This is a genomic window from Micromonospora citrea (assembly GCF_900090315.1).
In the GTDB taxonomy this organism is placed as follows: domain Bacteria; phylum Actinomycetota; class Actinomycetes; order Mycobacteriales; family Micromonosporaceae; genus Micromonospora; species Micromonospora citrea.
In genome coordinates, this window is the sequence record NZ_FMHZ01000002.1 from 1,469,763 (window position 1) to 1,485,020 (window position 15,258).

13 protein-coding genes and 1 pseudogene are annotated in these 15,258 nt (G+C 75.9%); 12 read left to right on the plus strand and 2 right to left on the minus strand.

Annotated features, from left to right (window positions below; genetic code table 11):
- Positions 1–140: 140 nt before the first annotated feature.
- From GA0070606_RS06835 to GA0070606_RS06880, 10 genes and pseudogenes are all read left to right on the plus strand, one after another.
- On the plus strand, positions 141–1,793 hold the full coding sequence (locus GA0070606_RS06835; protein ID WP_091096063.1) for a carbamoyltransferase family protein: 1,653 nt from the start codon (positions 141–143) through the stop codon (positions 1,791–1,793).
- Positions 1,790–2,791: a glycosyltransferase family 2 protein gene (locus GA0070606_RS06840; protein WP_091096066.1), complete on the plus strand. Its 1,002-nt coding sequence runs from the start codon at positions 1,790–1,792 to the stop codon at positions 2,789–2,791. Before GA0070606_RS06835 ends, GA0070606_RS06840 begins: the two co-directional genes overlap by 4 nt.
- A complete protein-coding gene (locus GA0070606_RS06845) occupies positions 2,788–4,428 on the plus strand; it encodes an HAD-IIIA family hydrolase (protein ID WP_091107396.1) in 1,641 nt (546 codons plus the stop codon). Before GA0070606_RS06840 ends, GA0070606_RS06845 begins: the two co-directional genes overlap by 4 nt.
- A 54-nt stretch (positions 4,429–4,482) precedes the next feature.
- Positions 4,483–5,469, plus strand: a complete 987-nt coding sequence (locus tag GA0070606_RS06850) for a glycosyltransferase (RefSeq protein ID WP_091096068.1) — start codon at positions 4,483–4,485, stop codon at positions 5,467–5,469.
- Complete coding sequence (locus GA0070606_RS06855) at positions 5,454–6,671, plus strand: glycosyltransferase (protein ID WP_091096070.1); 1,218 nt, start codon at positions 5,454–5,456, stop codon at positions 6,669–6,671. The genes GA0070606_RS06850 and GA0070606_RS06855 overlap by 16 nt, the downstream gene beginning before the upstream one ends.
- Positions 6,671–7,300, plus strand: a pseudogene (locus GA0070606_RS33165) (D-sedoheptulose-7-phosphate isomerase); the annotation flags it as partial. The gene GA0070606_RS06855 and the pseudogene GA0070606_RS33165, both read left to right, overlap by 1 nt.
- A gap of 323 nt (positions 7,301–7,623) precedes the next feature.
- Positions 7,624–9,024: a PfkB family carbohydrate kinase gene (locus GA0070606_RS06865; RefSeq protein ID WP_176737520.1), complete on the plus strand. Its 1,401-nt coding sequence runs from the start codon at positions 7,624–7,626 to the stop codon at positions 9,022–9,024.
- A complete protein-coding gene (locus GA0070606_RS06870; RefSeq protein ID WP_091096074.1) occupies positions 9,021–9,716 on the plus strand; it encodes an SDR family oxidoreductase in 696 nt (231 codons plus the stop codon). Before GA0070606_RS06865 ends, GA0070606_RS06870 begins: the two co-directional genes overlap by 4 nt.
- A complete protein-coding gene (locus GA0070606_RS06875) occupies positions 9,713–10,720 on the plus strand; it encodes a glycosyltransferase family 9 protein (protein WP_091096075.1) in 1,008 nt (335 codons plus the stop codon). Before GA0070606_RS06870 ends, GA0070606_RS06875 begins: the two co-directional genes overlap by 4 nt.
- 22 nt (positions 10,721–10,742) lie before the next feature.
- Positions 10,743–11,606, plus strand: a complete 864-nt coding sequence (locus tag GA0070606_RS06880; RefSeq protein ID WP_091096078.1) for an alpha/beta hydrolase family protein — start codon at positions 10,743–10,745, stop codon at positions 11,604–11,606.
- A gap of 113 nt (positions 11,607–11,719) precedes the next feature.
- On the opposite strand, the gene GA0070606_RS06885 is transcribed toward GA0070606_RS06880, so the two are convergent.
- Positions 11,720–13,495 (minus strand): SpoIIE family protein phosphatase, encoded by a 1,776-nt coding sequence (locus tag GA0070606_RS06885; RefSeq protein ID WP_091096081.1) that lies wholly within the window; start codon positions 13,493–13,495, stop codon positions 11,720–11,722.
- A gap of 68 nt (positions 13,496–13,563) precedes the next feature.
- The gene (locus GA0070606_RS32410) at positions 13,564–13,734 is read right to left on the minus strand and encodes a hypothetical protein (protein ID WP_176737257.1); all 171 of its coding nucleotides are present in this window, start codon (positions 13,732–13,734) and stop codon (positions 13,564–13,566) included.
- A gap of 241 nt (positions 13,735–13,975) precedes the next feature.
- Between GA0070606_RS32410 and GA0070606_RS06890 the strand changes: the two genes are divergently transcribed.
- Complete coding sequence (locus GA0070606_RS06890; protein WP_091096082.1) at positions 13,976–14,599, plus strand: hypothetical protein; 624 nt, start codon at positions 13,976–13,978, stop codon at positions 14,597–14,599.
- Between the two features lie 313 nt (positions 14,600–14,912).
- A complete protein-coding gene (locus tag GA0070606_RS06895) occupies positions 14,913–15,218 on the plus strand; it encodes a hypothetical protein (RefSeq protein WP_245724593.1) in 306 nt (101 codons plus the stop codon).
- Positions 15,219–15,258 lie beyond the last annotated feature (40 nt).

The following is a 15,258-nucleotide window of genomic DNA, read 5'->3' on the forward strand; positions in this document are numbered from 1 at the left end:
CACATCGTCGCGTCGCGGTGACGGGCGGTGGGGCGGTTCGCCCCGCCGCCCGCCGACCGGTCCACAACCGACTGAGCCGCCCGTCAGGAGAAGTCGATGATCTAGAGGTTAGGAGGAGAAGTCGAGGGTAGGGACTTCGCATGCGGGTCCTTGGCATCAACGCGATCTTTCACGATCCGGCGGCTGCTCTGGTGGTCGACGGCCGGGTGGTGGCCGCCGCCGAAGAGGAGCGGTTCAGCCGTCGTAAGCACGGCAAACGTCCCCTCGCGTTCTCCGCGTGGGAGCTGCCCGAACTCTCCGCCGCCTGGTGCCTGGCCAGCGCCGGGATCGACGTTGACGACCTCGACGCGGTCGCGTACTCCTTCGATCCCGGGCTCTGCCGCCCCGCGGACAGCCTCGGGCTGAGCGACCCCTGGGACTGGCTGCGCGTCGAGTACGCCCAGCGCGCCCCGCAGTTCCTCGCCGCCGCACTGCCCGGGCTGGACCCGGCGAAGGTGCGGTTCGTGCCGCACCACGTGGCGCACGCCGCGTCCGCCGGCCTGGCCGCCCCGAGCGGCGGCGACGACACGGCGGTGCTGGTCCTGGACGGGCGCGGCGAGGTCGCCAGCCACCTGGCCGGCGTCTACACCGACGGGCTGCTGCGGCCGCTGCACTCCCAGGAGCTGCCGCACTCGCTCGGCCTGCTCTACGAGGACCTCACCCGACACCTCGGCTTCCTGCACTCCAGCGACGAGTACAAGGTGATGGCGCTGGCCTCCTACGGCCGGCCTAAGCACCTCGGCCTGCTGCGCGAGCTGGTCCGGGTCACCCCGGAGGGCGGCTTCGCCGTCGACCGGATCGACTGGGGCGGCATGGCCAAGGCCCGCGCCGCCGACGACGAGATGACCGACGACCACGCCGACCTGGCCGCCAGCGTGCAGGCCCGGCTGGAGGAGGTGACCCTCGACCTGGCCCGCTGGCTGCACGACGCCTCGGGCGGCGCGTCCACCCTGGCCATGGCCGGCGGGGTGGCGCTCAACTGCGTGGCCAACGCGCGCCTCGCCGCCGAGGGCCCGTACCGGAACGTCTGGGTGCAGCCCGCCGCCGGGGACGCCGGCACGGCGCTCGGCGCGGCCCTGCACGTCGCCCGCGACCTGGGCGACCGGGCCACCCCGATGGCCGGGGCGGACCTCGGGCGGGGCTGGACCGACGAGAAGCTGGAGGCGGAGCTGCGCCGCGCCGCGCTGCCGTACTTCCGGCCCGACTCGATCGCCGCCGAGGCCGCCCGGGTGCTGGCCGACAACGGCATCGTCGCCTGGTACCAGGGCCGCAGCGAGTACGGCCCCCGGGCGCTGGGGCACCGCTCCCTGCTCGCCCACCCCGGCGACCCGGCCACCACCGCCCGGATGAACGACGTCAAGGGGCGCGAGCAGTTCCGCCCGATCGCCCCGATGGTCCGCGCCGAACGGTTCGCGGAGATCTTCGAGGGCGTCTTCCCCAGCCCGTACATGCTCTTCGTGCACCGGGTGAAGCCGCAGTGGCGCGACCGCATCCCCGCCGTCACCCACGTGGACGGCACGGCCCGGGTGCAGACCGTGCACGACGAGACCGAGCCGCTGGTCGCCGAGATGCTGGCCGGGTTCGAGCGGCTGACCGGGCTGCCCGTCGTGGTGAACACCTCGCTGAACACGGCGGGACGGCCGATGGTCGACACCCCGCGCGAGGCGATGGAGCTGTTCGGCTCGGCCCCCGTGGAACTGCTGGCGCTCGGCCCCTTCGCGGTGCGGCGCGGCGCGCTGGGCGGTGCCCGGTGATCAGCATCGTGGTGCCCACCCTCGGCCGGCCCAGCCTCGCGGCGCTGCTGGACGCGCTCGCCGCCCAGGTCGGCGAACTGCCCGACCCGGAGATCCTGCTCGTCGACGACCGCCGCGAATCGACCGACGAACTGGCCGTGCCCGAGGCGCTGGCCGCGTACGCCAAGGTGCTGACCGGCCCCGGCGCGGGGCCGGCGGCGGCCCGCAACGTCGGCTGGCGCGCCGCCCGTTCCCCCTGGATCGTCTTCCTCGACGACGACGTCGTCCCGGCGCCGGACTGGGCCCGCCGGCTCCTCGCGGACCTGCGGGTCGGCGACCTGGTCGGCGGGGTGCAGGGCCGGGTCCACGTGCCGCTGCCCGAGCACCGGCGGCCGACCGACTGGGAACGCGGCACCGCCGGGCTAGCCGAGGGCGAGTGGATCACTGCGGACATGGCCTACCGGAGGGACGCGCTGGCCGACGCGGGCGGGTTCGACGAACGCTTCCCGCGCGCCTACCGGGAGGACGCCGAACTGGCCCACCGGGTGCGGCGCGTCGGCTGGGACCTGGTCCGCGGCGAACGGGCGGTGACCCATCCGGTGCGCCCCGAGGACCGCTGGGTGAGCCTGCGGGTCCAGCGCGGCAACGCCGACGACGCGCTGCTGCGCCGGCTCTACGGCCCGCACTGGCGCACCGACCTGCGGCTGCCGACCGGCCGGCGGCACCGACACGTCGCCGTCACGGCGGCCGGCGCGCTCGCCCTGGCCGCCGCCGCGCTGCGGCCCCTCGCCCGCGGCACGAACCGCACCGTGCTCGGCGGCGCCGCCGTGGCCGGGACGCTCGGCTGGGCGGCCGGCACCGCCGAATTCGCGCGCGCCCGGATCGCACCCGGCCCCCGGACCGCCGACGAGGTCGCCACCATGCTGGTGACCAGCGCGGCGATCCCGCCCCTGGCGGTGACGCACTGGGTACGCGGCTGGTGGCGCAGCCGCGCGCAGCGCCCGGGGACGGGCCGATGACGACCACCTCCCCCGCCCGGTCCGGCCTGGGCGGCGCCGGTCGACGCCTGTTCGACGCGGTGTTGCTGGATCGGGACGGGACGTTGATCGAGGACGTGCCGTACAACGGTGATCCGGAGAAGGTGCGTGCGGTGCCGGGTGCGCGGGTGGCGTTGGATCGGTTGCGGGCTGCGGGGTTGCGGTTGGCGGTGGTGACGAATCAGTCGGGTTTGGCGCGGGGGTTGTTTTCGGAGGGGCAGTTGCGGGCGGTGCATGCGCGGGTGGAGCGGTTGTTGGGGCGGTTCGACGCGTGGTTGGTGTGTCCGCATGAGGAGGGTGCGGGGTGTGGGTGTCGTAAGCCGGCGCCGGGGTTGGTGTGGGCGGCGGCGCGGGAGTTGGGGACGGTGCCGTCGCGGTGTGTGGTGGTGGGGGACATCGGTCGGGATGTGGTGGCGGCGTCGGCGGCGGGGGCGTCGGGGGTTTTGGTGCCGACGGCGGTGACGCGGGCCGGTGAGGTGGCGGCGGCGGCGCGGGTGGTGGGGGATTTGTCGGGGGCGGTGGCGGAGATTCTGGGTCGGCAGGCGGCGGTGGATCCGGCCAGTTACGGGGGTGTGCGGCGGGGGGTGGGGACGGTGTTGGTGGTGCGGTCGGATTCGGCTGGGGATGTGTTGGTGACGGGTCCGGCGGTGCGGGCGGTGGCGGCGGGTGCGGGGCGGGTGGTGATGTTGTGTGGGCCTCGGGGGCGGGCGGCGGCGGAGTTGTTGCCGGGTGTCGATGAGGTGATCGAGCATCGGTTGCCGTGGATTGATCCGAGTCCGGGGGTGGTTGATCCGGTCGACATGCGGTTGCTCGTGGATCGGTTGGCGGCGGTGGGGGCGGACGAGGCGGTGGTGTTCACCAGTTTCCATCAGTCGCCGTTGCCGTTGGCGTTGTTGTTGCGGTTGGCGGGTGTGTCGCGGGTCAGTGCGATCAGTGACGACTATCCGGGTTCGTTGTTGGACGTGCGGCATCGGGTTCCGGTGGGGGTGCCGGAGCCGGAGCGGGCTCTGTCGTTGGCCGCCGCGGCGGGTTTCGCCCTGGCGCCCGACGACGAACCCGCCCTACGCCTGCGCCCCGAGGTCCTCGACCGGCCGGACGGCGACGTGCCGCACCCGGCGCTCGCCGAACCCGGCTACGTGGTGGTGCACCCGGGCGCGTCCGTGCCGGCCCGGGCGTGCCCGCCGCGCCGGTGCGCCGAGATCGTCGCCGCGCTGGTCGCCGCCGGTCACCGGGTGGTGGTCACGGGCGGACCGGACGAGCGCGAGCTGACCGCCCTCGTCGCCGGGGACACCGCCGTCGACCTCGGTGGGCGGACCGGGCTGGCGGGGCTGGCGCGGGTGCTCGCCCGGGCCGGCTGCGTCGTGGTCGGCAACACCGGGCCCGCCCACCTGGCGGCCGCCGTCGGCACGCCGGTGGTCAGCCTCTTCGCGCCGACCGTCCCGTTCGGGCAGTGGGGCCCCTGGCGGGTGCCGACCGTACGGCTCGGCGACGCCGACGCCCCCTGCCGGGACACCCGGGCCGCCCGCTGCCCCGTGCCCGACCACCCCTGCCTCACCGGGCTCGACCCGGCCGAGGTGGTGGACGCCGTACGCGTCCTGACGCCCCCGTCCCCCACCTGAGCGCCGTCCGGCTCCGTCCGCCCACCACCCGTGTTCCACCTGCTGAGGAGAGGCATGAACATCCTGCTCTGGCACGTGCACGGCTCCTGGACCACCTCGTTCGTGCACGGCCGACACCGCTACCTGATCCCCGTCACACCCGACCGCGGCCCCTACGGCCTCGGCCGCGCCCGCACCTACCCCTGGCCCGACAACGCCACCGAAGTGACCCCCGACGACCTCGCCACCACCGACATCGACCTGATCATCCTGCAACGCCCCGAAGAACACGACCTCGCCCACCAATGGCTACACCGCCGCCCCGGCCACCACATCCCCACCATCTACGTCGAACACAACACCCCCAAGGACGGCAACGTCCCCCACAGCCGCCACCCCATGGCCGACCGCGACGACCTCCTCATCGCCCACGTCACCCACTTCAACCACCTCTTCTGGGACACCGGCACCACCCGCACCACAGTGATCGACCACGGCATCGTCCCGCCCCGGGTCGAGTGGAGCGGCGAGACGGAGCGGCTGGCGGTGGTGACCAACGAACCGGTACGCCGCTGGCGGGTCACCGGCACCGACCTCATGCCGCGCTTCGCGCGGGTCGCCCCCCTGGACGTCTTCGGCATGGGGGTGGCCGGGCTGCCCGACGCGCTCGCCGCGACCGGCGCGGCCGGCCTGCCGGTGACCGGGTACGACGACCTGCCGCAGGACCGGATGCACGTCGAGGTCGCCCGGCGGCGGGCGTACCTGCACCTGTGCCGGTGGACGTCGCTGGGGCTGAGCCTCATCGAGGCGATGGCGATGGGAATGCCGGTGATCGCGCTGGCGACCACCGAGGCGGTGGACGCGGTGCCGCCCGACGCGGGGGTGCTCTCCACCCGGGTGGACACCCTCGTCGAGGCGGCCCAGTGGCTGATGACGGACCACGACGCGGCAACCCGGCTGGGGTCGCGGGGTCGCGAGGTGGCGAAGGAACGCTTCGGACTCGACCGCTTCCTGGCGGACTGGGACCGGCTGATCGAGGAGGAAACATGCGCATCGCGATGATCTCGGAGCACGCCAGCCCACTCGCCGTTCTCGGCGAGGAGGACGCCGGCGGGCAGAACACGCACGTGGCGGAGCTGGCCGCCGCGCTGGTCGGCGAGGGGCACGATGTACGTGTCTACACCCGCCGGGACTCCCCCGCCCTGCCCGACACCGTGCCCACGGCGGAGGGCTACCGGGTGTGCCACGTGCCGGCCGGCCCGGCGCTGCGGGTGCCGAAGGACGAGCTGCTGCCGCACATGGGTGAGTTCGGGCGCTGGCTGGCCGGCCAGTGGCGCGACGGCGACTGGACGCCGGACGTGGCGCACGCCCACTTCTGGATGAGCGGCCTGGCCACGCTGCACGCCGGCCGGCGCACCGGCGTGCCGGTGGTGCTGACCTACCACGCCCTCGGCGCGGTCAAGCGGCGGCACCAGGGCCACCGGGACACAAGTCCACCAGGCCGGATCGGCTACGAGCGGGCCCTGGGACGGGCTGCCGACCGGGTCATCGTGCAGTGCCAGGACGAGATCGGCGAGCTGGTCCGCCTCGGCGTGCCCCGGTCCCGGATGGCGCTGGTCCCCTCCGGGGTCAACCAGGAGATGTTCCGTCCCGACGGGCCGGCCGTCCCCCGCGACCCGGCCCGCCCCCGGATCATCACCGTCGGTCGGATGGTGGAGCGCAAGGGCTTCCAGGACGTCGTCCGGGCCCTGCCGGCCGTACCCGACGCGGAGTGCGCGGTGGTCGGCGGCCCGCCGGCCGAACTGCTCCCCGCCGACGGCTTCGCCCGCCGGCTCGGCACGCTGGCCGAGTCCTGCGGGGTGGCCGACCGGGTGAAGCTGGTCGGCGCCGTGCCCCGCGAGGAGATGGGTCGCTGGTACCGCTCGGCCGACATCCTGGTCGCCGCCCCCTGGTACGAGCCGTTCGGGCTCACCCCGCTGGAGGCGATGGCGTGCGGCGTGCCGGTGATCGGGTCGAACGTGGGCGGCATCGCCGACACGGTGGTCCACGGGCTGACCGGCGACCTCGTGCCGCCCCGGGACCCCCGGGCGCTGGGCACCGCGATCCGTCGGCTGCTCGCCGACAAGGTCCGCCGCTTCGCGTACGCCACGGCGGCGCTGGACCGGATCCGCAGCCGGTACTCGTGGAAGCGCTGCGCCGAGCAGCTCGGCGCGGTCTACGCCGCGGTCAGCACCGTCGGCCGTCCCGCCTCGGCGGTGGCGTGATGACCATGTCGCTCTCCACTCTCGACACGCACCTGGCCAACCTCGCGGCGGCGCTGCTGCCGTACCGGCAGGAGGCCGAGCGGCTCAGCGCGTGGGGCACCGAGGTGGCCTGGACCCTGGCCCGGGGCGGCCGGCTGCTGGTGGCCGGCAACGGCGGCAGCGCCGCCGAAGCCCAACACCTCACCGCCGAACTCGTCGGCAAACTCCGCGACGACCGCCAACCCCTCTCCGCCATCGCCCTGCACGCCGAAACCAGCGCCCTCACCGCCATCGGCAACGACTACGGCTACGACGAAGTCTTCGCCCGCCAGGTCCGCGCCCACGGCCGCCCCGGCGACATCCTCCTACTCATGTCCACCAGCGGCACCAGCACCAACCTCCTCACCGCCGCCCACGCCGCCCACGACACCGGACTACGAACCTGGGCCCTCACCGGACCCACCCCCAACCCCCTCGCCGACGCCTGCCACGACGTCCTCGCCGTCCCCTCACCCGACAGCCAGGTCGTCCAGGAACTCCACCTCGTCACCAGCCACCTCCTCTGCGAGTACGTGGACCAGGCGCTGCCGATGGTGCGCGGCCTGCCGCGGCTGGCCCCGCCGGCCCCGCGCGGCGTCGGCCCCGCCGACCGGTTCGGTCTGGACGGTCGCGCGCTGACCGCCGCCGGCCGCGGCGCCAACGGCCACGGCCGCAACGGCCACGGCGCGAACGGCAACGGCCCAGCCGGCAGCACCGCGAACGGCCGAGCCGCGAACGGCGGCGCCATCGACGGCCACGGCCCCGACGGACACGCCGTGATCGGCAGCGCGACGAACGGCCACGGCCGGAACGGCAATGCCACGAACGGACGCGACCCTGACGGCCACGGCCCGAACGGCAGCGCCGCGAACGGCCACGGTCCGAACGGCTCCGGGCGCCGGCGCGACGGGACGGCGTCGTGAGCGGCGCGCTGGTGGTGGTCGGCGACGCCCTGCTGGACCGGGACGTGGTGGGCGCGGTCGACCGCGTCTGCCCGGACGCGCCGGTGCCGGTGCTCGACGAGCGGTCGGCCACGGACCGGCCCGGCGGGGCGGGGCTCGCCGCGCTGCTCGCCGCCGCCCAGGGAGCCGACGTCGCCCTGGTGACCGCGCTCGCCGACGACCCGGCGGCCGCCCGCCTCGCCGAGCTGCTGACCGCCGCCGGGGTGCGGCTCCTCCCGCTGCGGATGCCCGGCGCGACGCCGGAGAAGATCCGGCTGCGCGCCGGCGGGCAGACCCTGCTGCGCCTCGACCGGGGCGGCGGGCCGCAGGCCCCCGCCGAGCCGCCCGAGGCGGCCCTGGAGGCGATCGCGGGCGCCGGGGCGATCCTGGCCAGCGACTACGGGCGGGGCCTGCTGCGGCAGCCGACGTTGCGCGCGGCACTGGCCGAGGCGTCCGCGCCGGTGGTCTGGGATCCCCACCCCCGGGGGCCGGCGGCGGTCCCCGGGGCCCGGCTGACCACGCCGAACCTGGCCGAGCTGCGCCAGCTCACCGGGGACGCCGGGGGCGGCACCCCGCTCTCCACCGCCACCCGTGCCGGGCAGGAGCTGCGCCGTCGGTGGCGGGTCGGGGCGGTCGCCGTGACGATGGGCGCGGACGGTGCGGTGCTCTGCCACTCGGGCGGCACCCCGCTGGTGGTGCCGCCGCCCTCCGGAGTGGACGAGGCGGAGGACACCTGCGGCGCCGGGGACCGGTTCGCCGCCGCCGCGGCCACCGCGCTGGCCGGCGGGGCGGTGGCCGCCGAGGCCGTCGCCGAGGCCGTCGCCGCCGCGTCGGCGTACGTCGCGGCGGGCGGGGCGGCCGGGCTGCACCGCGAACCTCCACCGTCCCGCCCGTCGGCCGCGGCGCCGGGCCCCGCCGACGAGCTGGTGGCGAGGGTACGCGCCGACGGCGGCACCCTGGTCGCCACCGGCGGCTGCTTCGACATCCTGCACGCCGGGCACGTCGCCACCCTCCAGGCGGCCCGACGGCTCGGCGACGCCCTGGTGGTCTGCCTCAACTCCGACCGCAGCGTGCGCGGGCTGAAGGGACCGGACCGCCCGCTGCACGGCGAGGCCGACCGCGCACGGCTGCTGGCCGCGCTGGACTGCGTCGACGCGGTCGTCGTCTTCGACGAGCCGACCCCGCACGCCGTGCTGTCCCGGCTGCGGCCCGACGTCTGGGTCAAGGGCGGCGACTACGCCGGCGACGACGCCCCGGAGTTGCCCGAGGCGGAGCTGGTACGCGGCTGGGGCGGCCGCGTCGTCACCGTCCCGTACCTGGCCGGCCGGTCGACCACGGCCACCATCACCGCCGCGCGCCGGCGCGGCGGCCAACTCACCAGAGGAGCGGCATGAGCAAGGATCTGAACGGAATGGCGGTGCTGGTCACCGGCGGGTCGAGCGGGCTCGGCGCGGCCGTGGTGACCGCGGTGGCGAAGGCCGGCGGTCGGCCGTACGTGCTGGACCGGCAGCCGCCCGCCGACGGGGTGCCCTGGATCGAGTGCGACCTGGCCGACACCCGGGCCGCCGAGGCGGCCACCCGGCAGCTCGCCGAGCGCTCCGGTGGGCTGGACGCGGTGGTCACGGCGGCGGGGGTGGACGTGCCGGGCCGGCTGGCCGACGTGCCGGGCGAGACCTGGGACCGGATCGTCGCCGTCAACCTGACGGGCACCGCCGCGGTCGTGCGGGCGGCCCTGCCGTGGTTGGAGCGCTCGCACGGCACCGTGGTGACCGTCGCGTCCACGCTGGGGGTCAAGGCAGTCAGCGACGCCACCGCCTACTGCGCCGCCAAGTTCGGCGTCGTCGGCTTCACCCGCGCCCTCGCCGCCGAACTCGCCGGCACCATCAACGTCACCCTCCTCATCCCCGGCGGCATGCACACCCACTTCTTCGACGACCGCGACCCGGCCTACAAACCCGGACCCGACGCCAACCTCAACAACCCCGCCGACACCGCCAACGCCATCATGTTCGCCCTCACCCAACCCACCGGCTGCGCCGTCCGCGAAATGATCGTCTGCCACGAACAAGAAACCTCCTACCCGTGATCCTCACCCTCCGCGCCCTCGGCGTCGGCGACCTCACCACCGCCACCCCCGCCCTGCGCGCCCTACGCACCACCCACCCCCACGAAGAACTCGCCCTCGCCGCACCCCACTGGCTCACCCCACTGGTCGACCTCATCGGCGGCATCGACACACTCCTCGACACCCCCGGCCTCGGCCCCATCCCCTGGACCGGCCCACCCCCACACCTCGCCGTCAACCTCCACGGCCACGGCCCCCAGTCCCACCACATGCTCGCCCACACCCGACCCGACCGACTCCTCGCCTACACCAACCCCGACGCCGGCCACCACGACGGACCACACTGGCGAGACGACGAACACGAAATCCACCGCTGGTGCCGACTACTCAACTGGTACGACATCCCCACCGACCCCACCGACCTCACCCTCCACCGACCACCACCGGACGGGCTGCCGACCGGAGTGAGCATCGTCCACCCCGGCGCGAAGGCGTCGGCGCGACGCTGGCCGCCGGCCCGGTTCGCGGCGGTCGCGCGGGAGCTGAACCGTCGGGGGCACCGGGTGGTGGTCACCGGGACACCGGGCGAGCGGGCGATCGCGGTGGAGGTGGCGCGCGGCGCCGGGCTGCCGGACACCGCCGTGCTGGCCGGGGAGACCGGGATCGGCGAGCTGGCCGCGCTGGTCGCCCACGGGCGGCTGGTGGTCAGCGGGGACACCGGCATCGGGCATCTCGCCACCGCGTACGGCACGCCGTCGGTGCTGCTGTTCGGTCCGGTGTCGCCGGCGCTGTGGGGCCCGCCGCCGGGCCGGCCCCGGCACCAGGCCCTCTGGGCGGGACCAGTGGCGGGGCGGGCGGACGCCGTACCCCATCCGGCGCTGGCGGCGCTCGACGTGCCCGACGTCCTCGCGGCCGTGGACCGGGCCGAGCGCGGCGCGGCCGACGGGCGGGTCCCGGCGGCGCGGGCCGGCTGGTCGGCGGCCCCGTCGCGTGAGGCGCGCCACCCCACGTTTACCGACCGGTAGCTTCGGGCCGTAGCCTGGGGCGATGAGCGCGACGGGGGAATACCGGCAGGAGTTCGTCGAGGTCGACGGGGCGCGGCTCGGACTCCAGGTCCACCCCGAACCGGACGGCGTCGCCGACGCGCCGGTCGTGCTGATCACGCCCGCGATGGGCGTCCGCGCCCGCTACTACCGGCCGTTCGCCGCCGCCCTGCGCGCCGCCGGCCTCGCCGTCGCGGTGGCCGACCTGCGCGGCACCGGGGAGAGCACCCCGGCGCCGAGCCGCGCCTGCCGCTACGGCTACGCCGAACTCGCCACCGACGTCGGCGCCGTGCTGGCGGCGCTGAAGTCCCGGCGGGACGGGCGGAAGACGGTGCTGCTGGGGCACTCCCTGGGCGGGCAGGCCGCGCTGCTGCACCTCGCCGTGCACGGCGGGCACGACGTCGACGGGCTGGCCCTGGTCGCCGTGGGCGTGCCGTGGTGGCGCAGCTACCCGGGCCTGCGCGGGTACGGCGTCCTGCCGTACACCCAGGGGATCGCGGCGACGGCCCGGCTGCTCGGCGTCTGGCCCGGCTGGGGCTTCGGCGGCCGGCAGGCGCGCGGGGTCATCCGGGACTGGGCGCACACCGCGCGGACCGGCCGCTTCCCCCGGCTGGACGGGGTGGACGCCGAGGCGGCCGTGCGCGACCTGCGCACCCCCGTGCTCGCCGTCAGCGTGGACGACGACCAGTACACCCCGCACGAGACGGTCGACCACCTCTGCGCGAAGCTGGCCGCGGCGCCCGTCGCGCGCGAGCGCTACACCGCGGCGCAGGCCGGCGCCCGGATGGACCACTTCACCTGGGTACGCGCCGGCGCGCCGCTGGCGGCCCGGGTGGCCCGTTTCGCCGCGGACCTGCCGGCCCGCTGACGCGGGTCCACACCCGTCGGGCCCTGCCGGGGCGCTGACCACGCGTCCGCGTCCGACGGATCCCGTGGGGCGCGTCGACCGCTTCCTCGCGGACCCGCGGCTGACGCGCGTGCTCAGTCGACCCGCAGCGCGAGCAGGGCGATGTCGTCGCCCGGTTCGGCGGCCAGCTCCGCGAGGAGCACGTCGCAGAACTCCTCCAGCGGCAGGTGCCGCAGCCGCCCGGCCGCCTCCCGCAGTCGGTCGATCCCCGCGTCGATCGGGGCGGCGCGGCGCTCGACCAGCCCGTCGGTGTAGAGCACCAGGGTCGCCCCCGGGTCGAGGAACAGCTCGTGGTCGGCGCGGCCGACGGGCCCCACGCCGAGCAGCGGGTCCGGGTCGGAGGCCAGCAGCCGCGCCGCGCCGTCCGGTGGCACCAGCACCGGGGGCGGATGTCCGGCGTTGCACCAGGTCAGGTGGGCCCGGTCGGGCTCGCCGGAGGCGTCCGGGGTGCGGATGTGGCCGAGCACGGCCGAGGCGAGGGTGGTCACGCCCAGCCCGTGCAGGGCGCGCTCCAGCCCGGAGAAGATCGCCGCCGGCCGCTCCCCCAGCACGTACGCCACCCCGCGCAGGGTGCTGCGGATCTGCGCCATCGCGGCCAGCGCGGCGCGGTCGTGCCCGGTGACGTCGCCGATCACCACGGTGGTGGCCCCGTCGGCGGCCCGGAAGGCGTCGTACCAGTCCCCACCGACCTGCTCGTGCTCCACCGCCGGCAGGTAGCGCACCGCGACGGCCAGACCGGCCACCGCCGGCGGGTCGGAGAGCAGGCTGCGTTGCAGCGTCTCGGAGGTCTGCCGCTGCGCCCGGTGCACCCGGATCCGGTCGAGGGTCTGCGCGCACTGCGCCGCGAACGCGCCCAGCACCTCGACCTCGGCCGGCTCGAACGGGTGCGGGTCGCGCCAGCCGACGGTCAGCGAGCCGAGCAACCGCTCCCCCACCCGCAGCGGCAGCGCGGCCCACGACTGCAACCCGGTCGAGGCGACCACGTCGGCCATCGCGTCGGCGAAGCGGAGGGCGGCGGCCCGGTCGGGCAGGAGGACCGGCTCGCCCACGTTCGCCGCCACGCAGGCCGGCAGCGGATCGCTCAGGGGCAACTCGCCGGAGCGGGCCCAGGCGCCGCCGAGGCCGTCGGTGACGGTGAGGCGCAGCAGATCGGCGTCGTCGCGCACCGCGACGGCTCCCCCGTCGGCGCCGAGCGCGACGAGGCCCCGCTCGACCACCACCTCCGTCAGCTCGGCGACGCTCTCGCAGGCCGCCAGTTGGGCCGCCAGTTCGACCAGGGCCGCGAGGCGGCGGTTCGCCACCGCCTGGGCGTCCAGGGCCGTACGCAACTCCCGCGCGCGGGCGTACAGGTCGGCCTCGGCCGCCGCCATCCGCCGCCGGAAGCTCTCCCCGCGGGCCCGCTCGTCGCGGGCGCGCCGCCGCTCCTGCACGAAGTCCGTGACGTCCTCGGGCCGGTGCAGCAGCAGCGCGACCCGGCCGCCGTCGTCGAGGACCGGCACGTTCACGGGGCTCCAGTACCGCCGCGCGAAGCCCCCCGCGCCGTCCGGGATGTCGTAGCGCTGCACCGCCATGGTGTCGGGCCGGCCGGTGTCGCGGGCGCGCAGCAGCGACGCCCGCAGGTTGGGCACGCCCGTGCCGTCGGGGTCGTCCGGGTTCGCCGGGAACGCGGCGAACAGCTCCCGGCCGATCAGCTCCTCCCGGGTGCGCCCCGTGGCGCGCAGGTAGGCCCGGTTGACCTCGACGATCACCAGCTCGGGGGTGAGTACCAGGTACGGCGACGGCGCGGCGTCGAACAGGCTCGCGTACCGCACCCGCGCCGGCCCGTCCACCAACTCCCGCACGTCGCCCATCTCCCACCGACCTCGCCCACCCGCCCGTACGCGCCCCGGGCGGCGTGCCCCGCCGCCCGGGGGCCCGCTCACTCGTCGGTCTCGACGGGCACCATCTCGCCGTCGCGTTCGACGCGGGTCTCGCCCCGCTCGGGCGGCGGCGGCACCTGGGCGGTCGTGACGCGCGGGTCGTTGCCGGGGTGCATGAGCACCGCGTCGGTGGAGGCGGTCTTCTCCCGGCTCTCGTCGGGCTGCGACATCCTCTTCCCCTCTCGCTCGGCTCGTCCGTCAGGGATCTACCCGCCACCGGCCCCGCCGACTCCTCTCCCGCCGGTCCCGGTCGCCGGTCCGGCCGGATCGGCTCCCGCCGGGCGGTGACGCCACCGGCTCCCGGTCTTCCCCGGTATCCGTGCGGCCGCGCCGTATCAGCGGGTGACCGACGGGATTAGCGGACCGGGCGGCGGGTATGCCGCACCGCCCGACACGGTGGAAGGGGATCAGATGTCCGAACGGCACACCGCATTGCGCTCGATGCACGATCTGGGCCTGGCGGCCTGGTTCGGGGGCTCCCTGATGGGAGCGTTCGGGGTCAACGGCGCGGCGGCACAGATGAACGACTCGACCCAGCGGCTGCCGATGGCCTCGGCCGGCTGGGCCCGGTGGACCCCGGTGAACGCGGCCGCGATCGGCGCCCACCTCGCCGGTGCCGTCGGCGAGCTGGTGACGGAGAGCCCTCGGGTGGCGGCCCAGGCGGGCGTCGCCCGGGCCAGCACGCTGAAGACCGCGCTGACGGTCGGGGCGCTGGCGGTGACCGGCTACAGCCGACTGCTCGGCATGAAGCTGGAGAAGGCCGGCGGCCCACCCGTCGAGGGAGTCACCGAACCCAACTCGCAGACGCCGTCGAACGTGGCGTCGAGCCAGCGGCAGATGCGGATGCTCCAGTGGGCGGTCCCCGCGTTGACGGGGGCGCTCATCGTGGTCACCGCCTACATGGGCGAGCAGCAGAAGCCCGGCGAGGTGTTCCGGGGGATGCTCGGCCGCGCGGGCGGGATGCCGAAGGGGATGGGCGCGCTGATGGCGATGGGCGCGGCCAAGAAGAAGCGGATGTCGATGTCCGGCCGCTGACGCGGGCGACGCGCCGACCGGCGTCCCGCCGACTCCTCGGCGGCGGGACGCCGCTCGGCGTGTCCCGCGCCGGTTCCTCCGGAGCGGGACACGCCGCCCGGCGGGTCCGACGCCCGCCCGGCGGATTCAAAACGCCCGCCGGCCCGGTTCGGCGGGCAGGCGGCCGGTTCGGCGGGTGCCGGACGCAGGCATGACCCGCCCCGGGACGGGCAATCGGGTCCGGTACCGGCGGGACCGACCCAGCGAGGTGACCATGGCGGCAGGAGACGGACGAAGCCGGAGCGGACGCACACCGGAATCGGTCACCCCGTGGGTGACCAGGGACGGCCTGGACTCGGAGCCGCCCTGGGGCACCGGTGAGCACGATCCGATGGACGAGGGCAGCGAGGAGACCGCCGTACCCGAGGGTCGGCGCGGGGACCGGCGCGCCGGCGAGCCGGCGGGACCGTCCGGGCCGGCGGGCCGGCACGGCTTCGGATCGGTCGAGCCGACCCCGACGATGCCCGCCGGTCCCGGCGCGCCGCCGGACCCGGCGCCGTCCCGGCGGTCGTTCCCGGAGGCGGCCGACGTCGAGGAGCGGACGGAGGACGCGCTGCGCACCAGGGGACGCCGCTCCTGAGGGACCCGACTCCTCGCCCGAGGCCGGCCTCCGGCCGGCG

What these genes read in the sequence shown, in the direction of transcription:
- GA0070606_RS06880 (WP_091096078.1), top strand. Translation starts at nt 10,743, where the DNA reads ATGAGCGCGACGGGGGAATACCGGCAGGAGTTCGTCGAGGTCGACGGG.
- GA0070606_RS06850 (WP_091096068.1), top strand. Translation starts at nt 4,483, where the DNA reads ATGAACATCCTGCTCTGGCACGTGCACGGCTCCTGGACCACCTCGTTC.
- GA0070606_RS06870 (WP_091096074.1), top strand. Translation starts at nt 9,021, where the DNA reads ATGAGCAAGGATCTGAACGGAATGGCGGTGCTGGTCACCGGCGGGTCG.
- GA0070606_RS06845 (WP_091107396.1), top strand. Translation starts at nt 2,788, where the DNA reads ATGACGACCACCTCCCCCGCCCGGTCCGGCCTGGGCGGCGCCGGTCGA.
- GA0070606_RS06890 (WP_091096082.1), top strand. Translation starts at nt 13,976, where the DNA reads ATGTCCGAACGGCACACCGCATTGCGCTCGATGCACGATCTGGGCCTG.
- GA0070606_RS32410 (WP_176737257.1), bottom strand. Translation starts at nt 13,734, where the DNA reads ATGTCGCAGCCCGACGAGAGCCGGGAGAAGACCGCCTCCACCGACGCG.
- GA0070606_RS06855 (WP_091096070.1), top strand. Translation starts at nt 5,454, where the DNA reads ATGCGCATCGCGATGATCTCGGAGCACGCCAGCCCACTCGCCGTTCTC.
- GA0070606_RS06835 (WP_091096063.1), top strand. Translation starts at nt 141, where the DNA reads ATGCGGGTCCTTGGCATCAACGCGATCTTTCACGATCCGGCGGCTGCT.
- GA0070606_RS06885 (WP_091096081.1), bottom strand. Translation starts at nt 13,495, where the DNA reads ATGGGCGACGTGCGGGAGTTGGTGGACGGGCCGGCGCGGGTGCGGTAC.